General features: G+C 58.6%; 12 protein-coding genes. 6 read left to right on the top strand and 6 right to left on the bottom strand.

The annotated features are described in order from the left end of the window. Positions 1 to 24 precede the first annotated feature (24 nt). Entirely contained in the window at positions 25 to 1,080 is a 1,056-nt protein-coding gene (locus AC1DCP_RS19360) for a glycosyltransferase family 4 protein (RefSeq protein ID WP_065687154.1), read from the bottom strand. 91 nt (positions 1,081 to 1,171) lie between these two features. Continuing rightward, on the bottom strand, positions 1,172 to 1,648 hold the full coding sequence (gene greA / locus AC1DCP_RS19355; RefSeq protein ID WP_003513396.1) for a transcription elongation factor GreA: 477 nt from the start codon (positions 1,646 to 1,648) through the stop codon (positions 1,172 to 1,174). A gap of 221 nt (positions 1,649 to 1,869) precedes the next feature. On the opposite strand from greA, the gene AC1DCP_RS19350 reads away from it, so the two are divergent. The 3 genes from AC1DCP_RS19350 to AC1DCP_RS19340 all read left to right on the top strand — a co-directional run bounded on the left by AC1DCP_RS19350 (position 1,870) and on the right by AC1DCP_RS19340 (position 5,839). Next, positions 1,870 to 3,102, top strand: coding sequence for a putative DNA modification/repair radical SAM protein (locus AC1DCP_RS19350; protein ID WP_013636565.1), 1,233 nt, complete (start codon positions 1,870 to 1,872; stop codon positions 3,100 to 3,102). Next, entirely contained in the window at positions 3,102 to 4,547 is a 1,446-nt protein-coding gene (locus AC1DCP_RS19345) for a UdgX family uracil-DNA binding protein (RefSeq protein WP_065687155.1), read from the top strand. The genes AC1DCP_RS19350 and AC1DCP_RS19345 overlap by 1 nt, the downstream gene beginning before the upstream one ends. Before the next feature lie 152 nt (positions 4,548 to 4,699). Beyond that, positions 4,700 to 5,839, top strand: a complete 1,140-nt coding sequence (locus AC1DCP_RS19340; RefSeq protein WP_112153292.1) for a GGDEF domain-containing protein — start codon at positions 4,700 to 4,702, stop codon at positions 5,837 to 5,839. Between the two features lie 83 nt (positions 5,840 to 5,922). Here AC1DCP_RS19340 and carB read toward each other — a convergent pair whose 3' ends face one another. Both carB and AC1DCP_RS19330 read right to left on the bottom strand, forming a co-directional pair. Continuing rightward, positions 5,923 to 9,411 (bottom strand): carbamoyl-phosphate synthase large subunit, encoded by a 3,489-nt coding sequence (gene carB, locus AC1DCP_RS19335; RefSeq protein WP_003513392.1) that lies wholly within the window; start codon positions 9,409 to 9,411, stop codon positions 5,923 to 5,925. A 156-nt stretch (positions 9,412 to 9,567) separates the two neighbouring features. Next, positions 9,568 to 10,434: a LytTR family DNA-binding domain-containing protein gene (locus AC1DCP_RS19330; protein WP_065687156.1), complete on the bottom strand. Its 867-nt coding sequence runs from the start codon at positions 10,432 to 10,434 to the stop codon at positions 9,568 to 9,570. Between the two features lie 48 nt (positions 10,435 to 10,482). Between AC1DCP_RS19330 and AC1DCP_RS19325 the strand changes: the two genes are divergently transcribed. Beyond that, complete coding sequence (locus AC1DCP_RS19325; protein WP_065687157.1) at positions 10,483 to 10,971, top strand: DUF2306 domain-containing protein; 489 nt, start codon at positions 10,483 to 10,485, stop codon at positions 10,969 to 10,971. Positions 10,972 to 11,066: 95 nt separating this feature from the next. Next, positions 11,067 to 11,996: a KPN_02809 family neutral zinc metallopeptidase gene (ypfJ, locus tag AC1DCP_RS19320; protein ID WP_003513383.1), complete on the top strand. Its 930-nt coding sequence runs from the start codon at positions 11,067 to 11,069 to the stop codon at positions 11,994 to 11,996. Positions 11,997 to 12,036: 40 nt separating this feature from the next. On the opposite strand, the gene AC1DCP_RS19315 is transcribed toward ypfJ, so the two are convergent. Both AC1DCP_RS19315 and mcpU read right to left on the bottom strand, forming a co-directional pair. Then, positions 12,037 to 12,516, bottom strand: coding sequence for a DUF2938 domain-containing protein (locus AC1DCP_RS19315; protein WP_112153279.1), 480 nt, complete (start codon positions 12,514 to 12,516; stop codon positions 12,037 to 12,039). A gap of 200 nt (positions 12,517 to 12,716) precedes the next feature. Continuing rightward, positions 12,717 to 14,807, bottom strand: coding sequence for a methyl-accepting chemotaxis protein McpU (mcpU, locus tag AC1DCP_RS19310; RefSeq protein ID WP_065687158.1), 2,091 nt, complete (start codon positions 14,805 to 14,807; stop codon positions 12,717 to 12,719). 329 nt (positions 14,808 to 15,136) lie between these two features. Between mcpU and AC1DCP_RS19305 the strand changes: the two genes are divergently transcribed. Next, positions 15,137 to 16,534: an MATE family efflux transporter gene (locus tag AC1DCP_RS19305; protein WP_003513377.1), complete on the top strand. Its 1,398-nt coding sequence runs from the start codon at positions 15,137 to 15,139 to the stop codon at positions 16,532 to 16,534. The last annotated feature ends 22 nt before the right edge of the window (positions 16,535 to 16,556 follow it).

Below are 16,556 nucleotides of genomic sequence, written 5' to 3'. Positions count from 1 at the left end.
ACCTTTGAGTGATTGCGCCGGCGCTTACCCGCGCCGCAACGCGTCGTAGATATTGCCGAGGCTTGTCGCCTCTTTTTCCAGCGGAAATGCAGTGCGCACATGCGAAAGTCCGGCACGGGCTTGGTCCCTGGCGAGAGCAGGATCGGCAAGATAGGTTTTAATGGCATCCCGCAGGGACGCGTAGTCGCCGGCCTCAACGACCATGCCTGTCTCGCCCTTGACGATCATTTCCTCATAAGCGCCGGCATTGCTGGCAACGACAGCCGTCTCGGACGCCATGGCTTCCAGTGGCGTCAGGCCAAAGCCCTCGTTGCGTGACGGTGCGACATAGAGGGTTAGCCGCCGATACCAGGGCTTGATGTCGTCCACCTCGCCCTGAAACGCGATGCGGTCCGCAAGACCGGCTGCTGCGACATCGGCCACGAGCTTGTCGGCGAAGGCCTTGTGCTCTGCGGTCACGCGGCCGGAGATGACGGCCGTCCATTCGGGATAGTCGGGCAGAAGTTCGATCATGGCGCGCACGAAAAGGTCTGTTCCCTTCTGGTGGCGCACCCGTCCGAAACATCCGATGAGAAATTGCCCCGGCAGGCCGGTCGAAGCGATCGTATCCTCCGGGCCGGTTGCGGGATGAAACAGCTCGGTATCGACGCCATGCATGACGACGCTGTGTGGTACTTCCAGAAACGAGCCTGAGCGGCCGCTTGTCGCGACGACCGCATCCATTTTTGAAATCAGAAAGCGGGTATAGGCGGAATGTCGCCTTTGCGCCGCCGAGGTGAACATCAGCTTCACCTTCATGCGCAGCACGTCACGCATGAGAATGCCCGGCAACATTTCGAGATTGCGGCGGGCGTGCCAGATGCGCGGACCGCTGAGCGGGCCGTTTTGCCAGAGCCGCCACAGATCACGGAAGCGCACATGTGGCAGATGCTGCGGCAGGCCGGGGCCGATGACGGCCACTTTCTGACCCAGCCGGTTTTGTACCGGAATAAGCTGAACGATGGTGGAGGTAACGCCGGAGAGCCTGCGCTTGAAGTTCGGCGCAAGCACCTGCACATCTTTCAGACTGGCGTGGGGCAAGATGGGCTTCCGTCTTTGCGGCTAAGGCAGGATGTTCAGTTCAGGATATCAATGCAATGCGCCCGAGGGGCGCATTGCAGGAAAGGGCAGATCAGCCCCACTGTACGGCGAGAATCTCGTAACCCTTGGCGCCGCCCGGTGCGTTGACTTCGATGCTGTCACCGACTTCCTTGCCGATGAGGGCGCGGGCGATGGGCGAGGAAATGGAAATGCGTCCAGCCTTCACATCCGCTTCCTGGTCGCCAACGATCTGATAGATTCTCTCCTCGTCGCTATCCTCGTCGATCAGCTTGACGGTGGCGCCGAACTTGATCTTGGAACCGGACATCTTGGAAAGGTCGATGACTTCCGCGCGTGCGGTCAAGTCTTCGAGTTCAGTGATGCGGCCTTCGTTATGGCTCTGGGCTTCCTTGGCAGCGTGGTATTCGGCATTTTCCGAAAGGTCGCCATGGGCGCGCGCCTCCGCAATTGCCTCGATGATACGGGGACGCTCCTCCTGCTGGCGAAAGCGCAGCTCCTCCTGCAGCTTGATGAATCCACCGTGCGTCATCGGTACTTTTTCTACCATTTTTTTATCCTTCGCAGTCCTGTCGCTTTACTTGCAGACACAAAAAGAAACAGGTTCCGGAGGGGAACTCCGGAACCATGCCAAAATCATAACTAAGCCGACTATATCAGAAGACGACAACGAAATGCCAGCAAATTTGAGACGGGCATTTTCTTGCATTCGTTCAGGGCTTTAACAGATGAGATTGACATTTTTCAATAGAACATATAGTGAACATAGCCATGAAGAAGTCAATCAGGCAACGGCTGGCCATTCTTTCCGATGCGGCCAAATACGATGCGTCCTGTGCCTCCAGCGGCACGACGAAACGCAGCTCTGCTGCATCCGGCGGACTTGGCTCCACGGAGGGGTCGGGCATATGCCATGCCTATGCGCCGGACGGGCGCTGCATTTCGCTCCTGAAGATTTTGCTCACCAATTTCTGTATCTATGATTGCGCCTATTGCATCAATCGTTCTTCGAGCAATGTCGAGCGGGCGCGGTTTACTGCCGAGGAGGTGGTGTGGCTGACGCTGGAGTTCTATCGGCGCAACTATATCGAGGGGCTGTTTCTCTCTTCCGGCATTATTCGCTCTTCCGATCATACGATGGAAGAGATGGTGCGGGTGGCGCGGGAACTGCGCGTCACGCATGGCTTTCGCGGCTACATCCATCTGAAATCCATTCCCGAAGCATCGCCAAAGCTTATTGAGGAAGCGGGGCTTTACGCCGACCGGCTGTCGATCAACATCGAATTGCCGACTGATAGCGGCGTCAGCCGTTTTGCGCCGGAAAAGCAGCCCGCCAATATTCGCCGCTCGATGGCTGATATCCGTCTGAAGATCGAGGAGGCGGGGGAGCCGACCGTCAGGACGCGAAAGACCAAACGTTTTGCGCCTGCAGGACAGAGCACGCAGATGATCGTTGGGGCGGATGGGGCTGATGACAGCACCATTCTGTCCACGAGCGCTCGACTTTATGGCAGCTATGGTTTGCGGCGCGTCTATTATTCGGCTTTCAGCCCCATTCCGGATTCGTCGAAGAACCTGCCGCTCATCAAGCCGCCTTTGATGCGGGAACACAGGCTTTATCAGGCCGACTGGCTTTATCGTTTTTATGGGTTCGACATTGGTGAAATAACCGCGATCGGCGGTAACGGAATGCTCGATCTCGATATAGATCCGAAGCTTGCCTGGGCGCTGAAAAATCGCGACCGTTTTCCAGTGGACGTGAACGTGGCGGATCGCGAAATATTGCTGCGCGTGCCCGGCTTCGGTACCAAGACGGTCGCCTCGATCCTGTCTTCACGCCGGTTTCGACGGTTGCGGCTGGAGGATATTGCCCGCTTCGGCGTTTCCCTCAAAAAGGTGAAGGCCTTCATCGTTGCCGAGGGCTGGACGCCGGGCAAGCTGACTGAACGGCCGGATTTGCGAGCGATGTTTGCTCCGCAGCCCGAACAATTATCGCTGCTGTGATGTACGGCCCGGTTTTGGAAGGGCGGGGCGATTTCGGCGAGTGGCGTGATGCGGCGCGCGCGGCTCTCGCCGCCAATGTGCCGCCGGAGGCGATTGACTGGCGGTTGCGGGATGAGAAAGCCGGGCTTCTCGATTTTGCCGGAGAGCCTTTGCCGGCGGCCCGTGCGGATGACGTGCAGGTGTCCGTTCCAGCCTCCTTCGTGACGTTGGCGCAAGCGATTATCTGTCATAGCGATCCGGGTCGTTTCGCACTGCTTTACCGGTTGCTGTGGCGGCTGAAGCGGGATCGCGCCCTGTTACAGTTCAAGTCCGATGCGGATGTTTCCGAAGCCCGGCAGCTTGAAAAATCGGTCCGCCGCGATTGTCACAAGATGACGGCCTTTGTTCGCTTCAAGGAATTATCCTTGCCGCAGGGGCAGGGCGGGCGGCGGCGCTTCGTCGCATGGTTCGAGCCGGATCACTTCATCGTAGAGCGCACGGCCCCGTTTTTCCAGCGGCGGTTCACGGATATGGACTGGCTGATCGCGACACCGAACGGCTCCGCGCGGTGGGACGGAAACGTGCTGGAGACATCGCGGCAGGCCGCGTCCAAGCCTGAGCTGACGGATGAAACGGACGAGCTGTGGCGAACCTATTATGCCAACATATTCAATCCGGCGCGTCTGAAGATAAAAGCGATGACGGCAGAGATGCCAAAGAAATACTGGAAAAATTTGCCGGAAGCCGAGCTTATTCCAGGTCTCGTTCTTGGTGCCGAGGCGCGGGTGCTGGAGATGGCGGCAAAGGCTGCGAGCCAGCCGCAACCATTCCATCACCGCCTGCAGGCCGCGGCCTCGGCGCGTGAAGAGCCGCCACCGGCGCCAGACGGTACGCTCGCTTCATTGGCGCGGGAGGCTGGCCAATGCACGCGCTGCGCCCTACATTGCAAGGCAACGCAGACGGTGTTCGGCATTGGACCTGAGGATGCGAAAGTGATGATCGTCGGGGAACAGCCGGGAGATCACGAGGATCTTGCCGGAAAACCTTTCGTCGGTCCCGCTGGTCAGCTGTTCGACCGGACATTGGTTGAAGCCGGTATTGACCGCAAAAAGCTTTATGTCACCAACGCCGTCAAACACTTCAAATACGAGGCCCGCGGCAAGCGGCGCATTCACCAGCGACCGGATGCGGGCGAGGTGCAGCAATGCCGCTGGTGGCTTAACAAGGAAATCGAGCTGGTACGGCCGAAGCTTATCGTTGCCATGGGTGCAACTGCGCTTTATGCGCTGACAGGCGGAAAGGAAAAGGTCTCCGAGGTTAGGGGTCGCCCGATACCGATGCAGGGGGAGCGGACGCTTTTTGTCACGGTGCACCCTTCCTATCTTCTTCGCCTTCCCGACTCGCAGCAGAAGGAGGCGGAAATGCAGAATTTCAGGAATGAAATTGATTTTATAAGATTATTCTAATAGACTGCTTTGTGTGTTGCTACGCTATATTGGATGATCATCGATGTCTTCATCGATATGATTAAATTTTTGTTTATTGGTTATTTTTATTGAAATTTTATACTTTATACTATAACTAAGATATTTATATTTATTCATTGCGTGGATGTATGATGCTCGGCGAGCTAGATCTTGCAACAGTGATACTGATGCAAAAGTGTTCTTACATTGTTGGAATGCTGAGTTTTATATATCTGAAGCTCACAAATCGTGGTTTGCACGGCCCGACAGCTCTTGCAGCAGGCTTCGCAGCCATGGCTGCCGGCTCCACGCTCGCTGGGTACGGCGAATGGGGAATAATGTCTCCGGCCTTGTGGCAATTCGGCAGCATCGTCTTCGGTATTGTGGGTTATGCGCTGATCTGGCTTGGCCTGAAAATCGTGAGCGATGGACGTGCTGCCAGCAGGGGGACAGTATCAGCTGTCTGTTTGATTGCCTTGCTGGCAATTGTCCTTGCACAGCAGGTGGCTGACAATAACGCTTATCGTGCGGCCCTGTTCAACGGTTGTGCGGCTGTGGCCTATCTTGCGGGAGCGGGCGGGCTTTTTGCGCGGTGGCGCAAGGAGCCACTCCTGTCCCGCTTCGCGCTGGGCGCGATTGCGGGTATTTCCGGCCTGATTTCGTTGTCGGTGGCAAAGAGCGTGCTTTTGCCCCAATACGCCGCCATCGATCTGGTCAATGCGTTTTTCTTGATCATCATGTTGAACTTCGCCATTGCGCTGTTCGTGATGATGCTGGTAGCCGAGCGGTCAGAGCGCAAATTGCTGGTTCTCGCCAACACCGATCCTTTGACGGGCGTCAAGAACCGTCGTTTTTTCTTCCAGGCCATGCCGGCGGTGCCGGGTCCCAACGATGCGGCGATGCTGCTCGATATCGACCACTTCAAATCAATCAACGACCGCTTCGGCCACGCCGTCGGCGACAGCGTTCTTCAGGAAGTGGCGAAGCGTATCGGCGGCAGCATACGCGGTGGTGACGTGCTGGCGCGTTACGGTGGCGAGGAGTTCATCATCTTCCTGCCGGGTGCCGGTGTTCAAAAGGCTTGCATAATCGGAGAACGCATTCGCGATGCGATTGCGATAACCGAAGTCGATTGCGGCGGTTTGCGTGTCGGCGTGACGATAAGCATCGGCGTCGCAACCAGCGGAGATATGCGCTGCGATCTTCAGACCCTGGCGGAAATGGCGGACCGCGCCCTTTACCGAGCCAAGACGGATGGGCGCAATTGCGTGCGCGAAGCCCTGGCGGCGTGAGGCTTTTGAGCTTTTTGTGAGACAATGCAAAACGCCGCAGGCATGACCCGCGGCGTTTCCATGATCTTCGTTGTCGGCTGATTTTACAGGAAGTAGCTCTGCAAGGGCTTCACTTCCAGGTTGCCGGCCTTAAGCGCCTTGATGGCAAGGGCTGCTGCTTCGGCACCGGCCATCGTAGTGTAGTATGGCACCTTCTGCATCAGCGTTGCGCGGCGCAGCGACTTTGAGTCGGAAATCGCCTTGTTGCTGTCGGTGGTGTTGATGACCAGCTGGACCTGCCGGTTGCGGATGGCGTCTTCGATATGCGGACGACCTTCCTGCACCTTGTTGATCTTCTCGGCGTTGATGCCCTGTTCAGCAAGGAAACGCTGGGTGCCGCCGGTTGCCAGTACCCTGAAGCCGCTCTCGACCAGAATACGGATTGCGGGCAATACGCGGTCCTTGTCGTCGTCGCGCACCGAGACGAAGACGGTGCCGGAGCGCGGCAGGTCGACGCCGGCGCCGAGCTGGCTCTTGGCGAAGGCGAGTGCGAAATCGGTGTCGAGGCCGATGACTTCGCCGGTCGAGCGCATTTCCGGTCCGAGCAGAATGTCGACGCCGGGGAAGCGGGCGAACGGGAAAACGGCTTCCTTGACGGCGATGTGCTTCAGGTTGCGCGGGTCGGGTTTCTTGCCGTAAGCGGCAATCGCCGCATCAAGCTTTTCGCCGGCCATGACGCGGGCAGCGATCTTGGCGATTGGCGCACCGATGGTTTTTGCAACGAAGGGCACCGTGCGCGAGGCGCGCGGGTTGACTTCGAGAACGTAGATCGTGCCGTCCTTGATAGCGTACTGAACGTTCATCAGGCCACCGACGTTGAGCGCCTTTGCAAGCGCCGTCGTCTGGCGTTCCAGCTCGTCGAGGGTTTCCTTGCTCAGCGAACGGGAAGGCAACGAGCAGGCCGAGTCGCCCGAGTGGATACCGGCTTCTTCGATGTGCTCCATGATGCCCGAAACGAAGACGTTTTCGCCGTCGCACAGTGCATCGACGTCGACTTCGACGGCGTTGGTCAGGTAGCTGTCGAACAGAAGCGGGTTCTTGCCGAGCAGGGTGTTGATCTGGCCGGTCTTGTCGTTCGGGTAACGCTGCTTGATGTCCTCTGGCACGAGGCCCGGAACCGTATCGAGCAGATAGGTCTGGAGCTGGCCTTCCGAATGGATGATCTGCATGGCGCGGCCACCCAGAACATAGGACGGACGCACGACCAGCGGGAAGCCGATTTCCGAAGCGACGAGGCGCGCCTGTTCAACCGAATAGGCGATGCCGTTGTTCGGCTGGGCGAGGTCGAGCTTCATCAGCAGCTTCTGGAAACGGTCGCGGTCTTCGGCAAGGTCGATCATGTCAGGCGCGGTGCCGAGGATCGGGATACCGTTCTTTTCCAGCGCTTCGGCCAGCTTCAGCGGCGTCTGGCCGCCGAACTGCACGATGACGCCGACCAGTTCGCCCTTTTCCTGTTCGGCGCGCATGATCTCGATCACGTCTTCGGCCGTCAGCGGTTCGAAATAGAGGCGGTCGGAGGTGTCGTAGTCGGTCGAAACCGTTTCCGGGTTGCAGTTGATCATGATCGCTTCGAAGCCTGCATCCTTCAGCGCGAAGGCAGCATGGCAGCAGCAATAGTCGAACTCGATGCCCTGGCCGATACGGTTCGGACCGCCGCCGAGGATGACGACCTTCTTGCGGTCGGAAACCTGCGCTTCAGAGCGGGCGGCGCCGACGAAGGGGATTTCATAGGTCGAATACATGTAGGCGGTGGGCGAGGCGAATTCTGCCGCGCAGGTATCGATGCGCTTGAAGACCGGGCGAACATTGAGGCTGTTGCGCAGTTCGGCCACTTCCTTTGGGCGCTTGCCCGTCAGAATTGCCAGGCGGGCGTCGGAAAAGCCCATGGCTTTGAGCATGCGCAGGTTCTCTGCGTCCTGCGGTAGGCCTTGCTCACGGACACGGGCTTCCATGTCCACAATTGCCTTGAACTGGGCGATGAACCAAGGGTCGATCTTCGAGTTTTCGTGGACTTCCTCTTCCGTCATTCCCATGCGCAGCGCCTGGGCGACCATGCGCAGGCGATCCGGCGTCGGTGTGCCGATGGCGGCGCGGATGGCGTTCTTGGAGCCTTCGCCCTCTTCAAAGCCGGGGATTTCGATTTCATCGAGACCGGTGAGGCCGGTTTCCATGCCGCGCAGCGCCTTCTGCAGCGATTCTGCGAAGGTGCGGCCGATGGCCATGACTTCACCGACGGACTTCATGGCCGTTGTGAGGATCGGCGAGGCGCCCGGGAACTTCTCGAAGGCGAAACGCGGGATCTTGGTGACGACGTAGTCGATCGACGGTTCGAACGAGGCAGGCGTCGCGCCGCCGGTGATATCGTTTTCCAGCTCGTCGAGCGTATAGCCGATGGCGAGCTTGGCGGCGATCTTGGCGATCGGGAAGCCGGTCGCCTTGGAGGCGAGAGCAGACGAGCGCGAAACGCGCGGGTTCATTTCGATGACGACGAGGCGGCCGTCTTTCGGGTTGACGGCGAACTGCACGTTCGAGCCGCCGGTTTCCACGCCGATCTCACGCAGCACCGCAATCGAGGCGTTGCGCATGATCTGGTATTCCTTGTCGGTCAGCGTCAGTGCTGGCGCAACCGTGATCGAGTCGCCCGTGTGGACGCCCATCGGATCGATGTTTTCGATGGAGCAGATGATGATGCAATTGTCCGCGGTGTCGCGGACCACTTCCATTTCATATTCCTTCCAGCCGAGAACAGATTCTTCGACCAGCACCTCGGTGGTCGGCGAAGCGTCGAGGCCGCCCGAGACGATGTCGAAGAATTCGGAGCGGTTATAGGCAATGCCGCCGCCGGTGCCGCCGAGCGTGAAGGACGGGCGGATGATGGCGGGCAGGCCGACATGGTCGATCGCCTGGGCGGCGATTGCAATCGCATGCGCCATGTAACGCTGCTTGCGGTCGGTCTCGCCAAGGTTCCACTGGTTTTCCAGATCGTCCAGCGCCTTGTCCAGTTCCGCACCGGAAAGCTTCGCCTTGAGTTCGGCGCGGGCAGCTTCGTGCTTCTTGCGGTCGGCGTCCTTGATTTCAGTGGCGTTGGCCAGCATGGACTTCGGCGTTTCGAGGCCGATGCGAGCCATGGCCTCGCGGAAGAGGGCGCGGTCTTCAGCCATGTCGATGGCTTCGGGCTTGGCGCCGATCATTTCCACATTGTAGCGGTCGAGAACGCCCATGCGCTTCAGGGACAGCGCGGTGTTGAGCGCGGTCTGGCCGCCCATGGTGGGAAGCAGCGCGTCCGGGCGTTCCTTGGCAATGATCTTGGCAACGACTTCCGGGGTGATCGGCTCGACATAGGTTGCGTCGGCGAGGCCCGGATCGGTCATGATGGTGGCCGGGTTGGAGTTGACCAGAATGACCCGGTAACCCTCTTCCTTCAGCGCCTTGCAGGCCTGGGTGCCGGAATAGTCGAATTCACATGCTTGGCCGATGACGATCGGTCCTGCGCCAATGATGAGGATGGACTTGATATCTTGGCGCTTCGGCATGGCTCTCTCGTTCCGCGTTTTGGTTGCGCAAAACACCAGCCAGGGTGAAAGATCACCGGCCGGGGCGCGCAATTCAAAGTTTTCAGGCTAGAAGCGGCTTATAGGCAAATGTTTTTGAGAACGGAACCCCATAAATTCCGGAATCGACAGAAACTCTTAACCCGCCGGTGTATGCGCGGCGAAACGGGCCTGCACGGCCGCGCTATGGGAGCGGCTGACGGGTATTTCCGAGCCGTCTCTTGTAATGACGTGCAGACGGCCAGCCTGTTTACGCAACGAGACGACGTCGGAAATGGCAATCCAGTGGGAACGGTGCACCTGCAAGCCTTCCGTGAGGCCTATTTCTTTCAGCGCATCGGCAAAACGCAGCAGAACGAGCTGATGGCCGCGCGTGGTGACGATTTCGGTATAGTGGTCCTGCACCGACAGCCGCAGCAATTCTCCGCGCTTTTGCGGCGGCAGCCGCTCCAGCAGCGGCGCGATGCTTTTCACCTCACCTTTGGCATCTCCATTCGGGTCCGCAACGGCATCCGTTGCCGTTGCGCGTGACTGGCAGGCCGTGAGGTAGCTCAGCAGGCAAAAGATGGCGCAGAGCGGCAGGGCCGACAGGCTGCTTTTCAGAAAGGCAGCGAAACCCATTTCCCTGCCGGAAAAGATTTGGTTCATGATGGAAAGCAGCAGCCCGATGGGCAGGGCTGCCGTCAGCGAGCCGATCATCATGCGTGTCAGCATATTTTCAATGCTGCTGGCAAGGATGGTGTTGGCGAGGATGGAAAAGGATATTGCGAACGTCCATGCGCCAGCCTGAACGATTGTCCAGTAAAGCAGCCGGTCGGCGAAACTCATGGTCTCACTTGTCCCGAAAGGGCCGGTCAGAATGAAGATCGCCAATATGGCAAGGAAGGTCAGCCACAGTCTGCGCGATTGCAGGATGGCGTGCATTTCACGAAGCGTGGACTGCAAAGAGAGGTGATCCACGAAGTTTTCCTGCGGTTGACGCCAATGCGTTTTTCTTTCGCGCATGTTTTGCCGAAGTTAGCGATAATTTCAACCGGGTCAAAACGCTTCACCATGTCACTCCAGCCTTTGCTAGACGCACCGCTTGCCGTGCAATTCCATGTCGCCACCGTTGTTCCGGCCGCGATTCTCGGTGCCTTCATTTTCCTTCGCCCAAAAGGAACCGCCATCCACCGGCTACTCGGCAGGATCTGGGTGACGCTGATGGTCATGACCTCCGTTTCGACCTTCTTCATCCATGAATTGAGGATGCTTTACGGTTTCAGCCCGATCCATCTTTTATCGGTTCTCACCATATATGGCTGTCTGCAATCGGTCCTTTTCGCGCGCAGGGGCGAAATCAGGCGCCATATGAGGATCATGCAGAGTGTTTATCTCGGCGGTATCGTCATCGCAGGCGGTTTCACCTTCGTTCCGGGGCGGATCATTCACGAGGTTGCTTTCGGTGACGGTCAGCCGGGTCTTGTGGTGCTTTTCGCGGGCGTGTTCGTGTTTGCCCTGCTGTCTCTGACCGTCTTCACGCAAAGGCGGCGAACCTCCTGAACGAATGCACCCACCTCCGCTTTCTTCCGGAACAAGATGTATTATAGTGCCGTTATAAGGTTGCCTGTTGAGGCGACGTTTGCGGAGAGAAAAGCATGGAATGGAGAGGGCGCCGCCAGTCGGACAATATCGAGGATCGGCGCGGCATGTCGGCGGGATCGGGGCCGTCCGGCAACGATCCTTTTTCGCGTGGCGGAATGCGCGTGCCGATCGGGCGCCGCGGCGGCGGCATCGGCATTGGCGGTCTTCTGCTGATCCTGCTGATCAGCTGGGTGCTTGGCATCAATCCGCTGACGCTGCTTTCGGGCGGAGACATTTCACTGGATGGGGGCGGTACCACGCAGCAATCCGGCCAGCAGGCGGGCACTCGGCCGCAGGGCCAATCGTCCGACGAGACGACGGCTTTCGTGCGCACCGTGCTGGCTGAGACGGAAGATACGTGGAGCGGCATTTTCCAGTCCGCCGGCGAGACCTATCAGAAACCGACCCTTGTGCTGTTTTCCGGGCAGGTTGCGTCTGCCTGCGGTTCTGCCTCTGCGGCCAGCGGCCCGTTCTATTGCCCTGGTGACCGCAAGGTCTATCTCGACACCAGTTTCTTCAGTGAACTGGACAAGCGTTTCGGCGCGTCTGGCGATTTCGCGCAGGCTTACGTTATTGCGCATGAGGTGGGCCACCACGTCCAGAACCTGACCGGTGTCCTGCCGGAGTTCAACCGCCGCCGCCAGTCCATGAGCCAGGTGGATGCCAACAAGATGTCGGTGCGTGTTGAGCTTCAGGCCGATTGTTATGCCGGTATCTGGGGCAAGTTCACCGAACAGAAGGGCATTCTGGAAACCGGTGACCTTGAGGAAGCGCTCAACGCTGCCCACCAGATCGGCGACGACACCCTGCAGAAGCAGACCCAAGGATATGTGGTGCCTGACAGTTTCAACCACGGCACGTCGGCGCAACGCATGGAATGGTTCAAGCGCGGCTTCCAGAACGGACGCGTCGAGGACTGCGACACCTTCTCGGCGAATATCTGAGAATCAAATGAACAAGGGGGCTTTTCAGCCCCCTTGTTATTCAGCGCATCAACAGCGCCACGGCAAACATGCCAAGCGCGAAGATCGTATGGGCGACGAGGTTGAGAAAGCGAACCTTGTTCGGGTTCGGCGTCTTCGATGCCGCCCAGCCGATGCCGAGGCCAGGTTGCAGCAGGAACCAGCCCGCGCCGACCGTGACGATGCCCACGATCCAAGGCTGAATGAAGGAAGGCTCTGAAAACCACGAGGCCGGCACTATCAGGGCGAGAATGATGCCGTAGAGAATGCCGACGGCATAATGCGAGACCCAGCCGAGCGCCAGTTCATGCTCGTAAGGTGCGGCCGTCGCGATAGAATCGTGGAATATCGTGCCCTTCGGCACATGCCAGAACCAGCGGCCGACCGGTGCCCAGTTCGGGGCGGACTGGCCGAAAAACCGGTGCAGCACAATCGCCCATATATCCATAAACACGGTGCCACCCACCCCCATGGCAATACCGCGCCAAATCAAATCCAGCATAGATCCCTCCGCAAATCATGATCGATCAAGCTCTAGCTGATCGTGTGAGTGGCGTGAACAGGGTTTTTAGCTCGCTCAGTGCGGACAAGAAAAATGGCCGGATCGCTCCGGCCATAATGAAGACTGAAACGTCTCCTCCGTCATGCCGGACTGGATCCGGGGTAACGGTGCGATTGTCTCACCAGTGAGCTATTCTCGCTCTACGCGGCACGCCCATATTCAGCCTGCCGCCGCGTTGCCGTGGCGAGCTGGAACTGCGCAAGCAATTCGTTGAGTGCCGCCGCTTCCGAGGCGAGGCCATGGCTTGCCGCAGTCTGTTCTTCGACCATGGCGGCATTCTGCTGGGTGCCCTGATCGATGGTGTTGATGGCGGTGTTGATTTCCTGAAGTCCGGTGGACTGCTCGCGCGACGACGTTACGATGGCGTCGATGTGGCGGTTGATCTCCTGGACTTCGCGGACGATGGTTTCCAGCGCCTTGCCGGCATTGCCGACGAGATCGACACCGGATTGCACCTGCGATGTTGAGGCGTTGATCAGCGTCTTGATCTCCTTCGCGGCATTTGCCGAGCGCTGGGCAAGCTCGCGCACTTCCTGTGCGACGACGGCAAAACCCTTGCCTGCCTCACCGGCGCGGGCGGCTTCCACGCCGGCATTCAGCGCAAGCAGGTTCGTCTGGAAGGCGATTTCGTCGATCACACCAATGATGTTGCTGATCTCCGACGACGATTTTTCGATGCCTTCCATGGCGCGAACAGCGTCCTCGACGATGATGCCGGACTGCTCGGCATTGTTGCGCGTGCGGTCTACCAGACGGCCTACCTCTTCGGCACGGCGGGCGGAATCCTTGACCGTCGTGGTTATTTCCTCAAGCGCGGCCGCAGTCTCCTCGACAGAGGCGGCCTGCTGCTCGGTGCGCTTGGCCAGATCGTCGGCAGACTGGCGGATTTCTCCAGCACCGGCATCGATTGCGCGTGCATTCTGGCCGACTGTGCTCAAGGCAACGTTCAGCTTGGCGACGGAGTTGTTGAAGTCGTCGCGCAAGCGGTCGATGCGGGTCACGAAAGGTGTCTCGATCCGGTAGTTGAGGTCGCCGTTCGAAAGGTGCGTCAGTCCCTTTGCCAGCGAATCGACTGCGAACTGGATGTCGGCCGCGTCTTTCGCCGCCAGTCGTTCGCGGTCGTTGCGCTCCTGTTCGGAAAGCGTGCGGTTCTGTTCGGCGTCGCCTTCAAGACGCAGACGTTCCGTGGCGTTCGATTTGAATACGGCAACCGCCGCAGCCATCGAGCCGATCTGGTCACTGCGCTCCTGGCCGGGAATGGCGACATCGAGATTGCCGGCGGCAAGCCTTTCCATGGCAGCAGTCATCTGCGTGACGGGGCGAACAATGAAACGGCTGAGAACGGTTGCCAGCAGGGCGATCATGATCGCGGCGGCAAGGATTGTCGCGATGGTTGCCGCGAGGCGAAATTGGCCGATCGCGCTGTAGGCGACGTCGGAATCGACAACGAAACCGAGATACCAATCGACCGAGGGCAGACCGGCGACGGGAATGAAGCTGGTGATCTTGCCCTTGCCGTCGATCTCGGTTTGCGAAATCGCGGAAGAAATTGCCGGTGTATCAACCTTGAAGAGATCGGTCAGCGGCTTGTCGACGAATTTCGCATCGGGATGCATGAGGATCTTGCCGTCCTTGCTGACGAGGAAGGCGTATCCATCCTTGCCGGCATCCACCGACTTGATCATCGATACAAGCGAATCCAGCGAGAAGTCGCTACCCGTCACGCCGGCCAGCTTGCCGTCGATGGACACGGGAATGGCGGCAGTGATGATAAGGCCGCCGGTCGACGCATCGCTATAGGGCTCGGTCAGTACTGGCTTGCCGGCCTTGACGGCGTCCAGATACCAGGGGCGCTTGCGCGGGTCGTAGCCTTCCGGCAATGGCAATTTCGGGAAAGTCGTGAAACTGCCGCTTTCGGCATTGCCGAAATAGGTGGACATGAACTGAGCCGTCAGCACGTCGTTCTGGAGGAACTGCAGCTTGGCGTCGTCATCTGGGAGCTTGGCGAGCGTCTTCGCAACCGTTTCGGTCAGCATGATGCGCCCGTTCAGCCAGTTGGCGATGCTTTGCGCTGCCTGCTTGCCGGACGAATCGATATTTTCCGCCACGGCTTGCGTCGTCACCTGGTGCTGAAGACTGTCGATATAGAAGGAAAAGCCGGCAAAAGCGGCGACGACAAGCGATGACGCCGCAAACAGAATGCGCGTCATGAGATTGGTTTTTTTGGGCAAGCTACACGTCCTTGGAACCAGATGTGCCCATTCGGCTCATCTTGGAAAATAATGGGAAAGACATGCCTCAATGGCGGGAATATTCTGCGTCATGCAGCTTATGGCTTGAAAGAACTTCTCGATATTCTAATGCGTAAAGTGAAATGGTAAAATTCGGCTAAATTTGTTTTATGTCACGCCGTTTCGGCCCAAGTGGACGTAAAATTGCCGTTCTGCGTAAATTTTGATCATTGATCCGCAAAGGTTGCGTGCAGGAAGGGAATATTTTATTCATCACCTGCTGCCATTGCGCAATTCGCGGGCAATGGCCAAAATTCAGGTGAATTACAATGTCTTCGTCGGTTGTTGCAGAAACCGTTCCCTCTGGATCGGGGTCGTGGCTTTCGCATTTCAAGGCTACGCTTGCGCTTGGAATTCCGCTTGTCGGTGCGCAGCTCGCGCAGCTTGGCATCCACACTACAGATATGGTCATCGTCGGTCAGCTCGGAGCTGAGAAGCTGGCGGCCATGGTGCTGGCCGGGCAGTTCTTCTTCGTTGTCTTCATTTTCGGCTCGGGATTTTCCGTGGCCGTGGTGCCAATGGTAGCGCAGGCTTACGGGCAGGGCGATGCGACGGCTGCCCGCCGCTCGCTGCGCATGGGCATGTGGGTTGCAATCGCGTACTGGATTCTTGCCCTGCCGATATTCTTCAACGCCGAGCGCATTCTGGTCTATCTCGGGCAAAACCCCGAAGTTGCGGCGTTGACCGGCCATTATCTCGCCATCGCCAAGTTCGGCCTTTTGCCGGCGCTGCTTTTTTACGTGCTGCGCGGGCTTGTCAGTGCCATCGGCCGTGCGGGCATCATTCTGTATGTCACCATCATCATGTTGGTGCTGAACGGTTTGATGGCCTATGCGCTGGTCTTCGGCCATTTCGGATTGCCGGTGATGGGTATGAACGGCGCGGCTGTCGTTGCCGTCATCGTCAATGCCTTCAGCTTCATCTTCATCGTCGCTTATGTGCAGACGCGTGAGGAAACCAGGAAATACGAGCTGTTCGTGCGCTTCTGGCGGCCGGACTGGCATGCGCTGTTCGAAGTGCTGCGCCTTGGCCTGCCGATCAGCATCACCATCCTTGCCGAAGTGACGCTGTTTGCGGCGGCTTCGATCCTGATGGGACAGATTGGCACCGTGCAGCTTGCGGCGCATGGCATCGCTCTGCAGCTTGCCTCCATCGCTTTCATGATCCCGCTCGGCCTGTCGCAGGCGGCGACCGTGAGGGTCGGTGTCGCGTTCGGTCAGGGTGATTTCAGGAACCTCGTGCGCGCCGCCATCATGGTCTACGCGATTGCCTGCGGCATTGCCGTTTGCGGCGGCATCCTGTTTGCGGCTGTTCCGGAATTTCTGGCGAAGTGGTTTCTCGACGCGAAGTTGCCGGAAGCGGCGGAAGTGCTTGCCTACGCAAGCAGCCTCGTGGTGATCGCCGGCATCTTCCAGCTGGTCGATGGTATCCAGGCTGTGACAGCAGGTTTGCTGCGCGGATTGAAGGATGCGCGCATTCCGGCGATGCTGGCGCTGATTTCCTATTGGCCGATCGGGCTGGCGCTGGCCTGGACCATGGCCTTTCCGCTCGGCTTTGGCGGACGTGGCGTCTGGTTCGGTTTCGTGATCGGCCTTTCGACGGCGGCCGTTCTCCTGACTATACGTTTCGTCATTCTGGTGAAGCGTGAAATGAAAACGGCCCGCTGAAAGCGGGCCGTATATTTTTCCT

It is taken from the genome of Agrobacterium sp. 10T429, from assembly GCF_056393925.1.
The sequence above is the reverse complement of the archived record's forward strand: the minus strand, read 5'-3'. Positions and strand labels throughout refer to the sequence as shown.

Excerpts from the sequence above, each read along its gene's own strand:
- carB (WP_003513392.1), bottom strand. The coding sequence starts at position 9,411 with ATGCCGAAGCGCCAAGATATCAAGTCCATCCTCATCATTGGCGCAGGA.
- greA (WP_003513396.1), bottom strand. The coding sequence starts at position 1,648 with ATGGTAGAAAAAGTACCGATGACGCACGGTGGATTCATCAAGCTGCAG.
- AC1DCP_RS19340 (WP_112153292.1), top strand. The coding sequence starts at position 4,700 with ATGCTCGGCGAGCTAGATCTTGCAACAGTGATACTGATGCAAAAGTGT.
- AC1DCP_RS19345 (WP_065687155.1), top strand. The coding sequence starts at position 3,102 with ATGTACGGCCCGGTTTTGGAAGGGCGGGGCGATTTCGGCGAGTGGCGT.
- AC1DCP_RS19315 (WP_112153279.1), bottom strand. The coding sequence starts at position 12,516 with ATGCTGGATTTGATTTGGCGCGGTATTGCCATGGGGGTGGGTGGCACC.
- AC1DCP_RS19330 (WP_065687156.1), bottom strand. The coding sequence starts at position 10,434 with ATGCGCGAAAGAAAAACGCATTGGCGTCAACCGCAGGAAAACTTCGTG.
- AC1DCP_RS19350 (WP_013636565.1), top strand. The coding sequence starts at position 1,870 with ATGAAGAAGTCAATCAGGCAACGGCTGGCCATTCTTTCCGATGCGGCC.
- ypfJ (WP_003513383.1), top strand. The coding sequence starts at position 11,067 with ATGGAATGGAGAGGGCGCCGCCAGTCGGACAATATCGAGGATCGGCGC.
- AC1DCP_RS19305 (WP_003513377.1), top strand. The coding sequence starts at position 15,137 with ATGTCTTCGTCGGTTGTTGCAGAAACCGTTCCCTCTGGATCGGGGTCG.
- AC1DCP_RS19325 (WP_065687157.1), top strand. The coding sequence starts at position 10,483 with ATGTCACTCCAGCCTTTGCTAGACGCACCGCTTGCCGTGCAATTCCAT.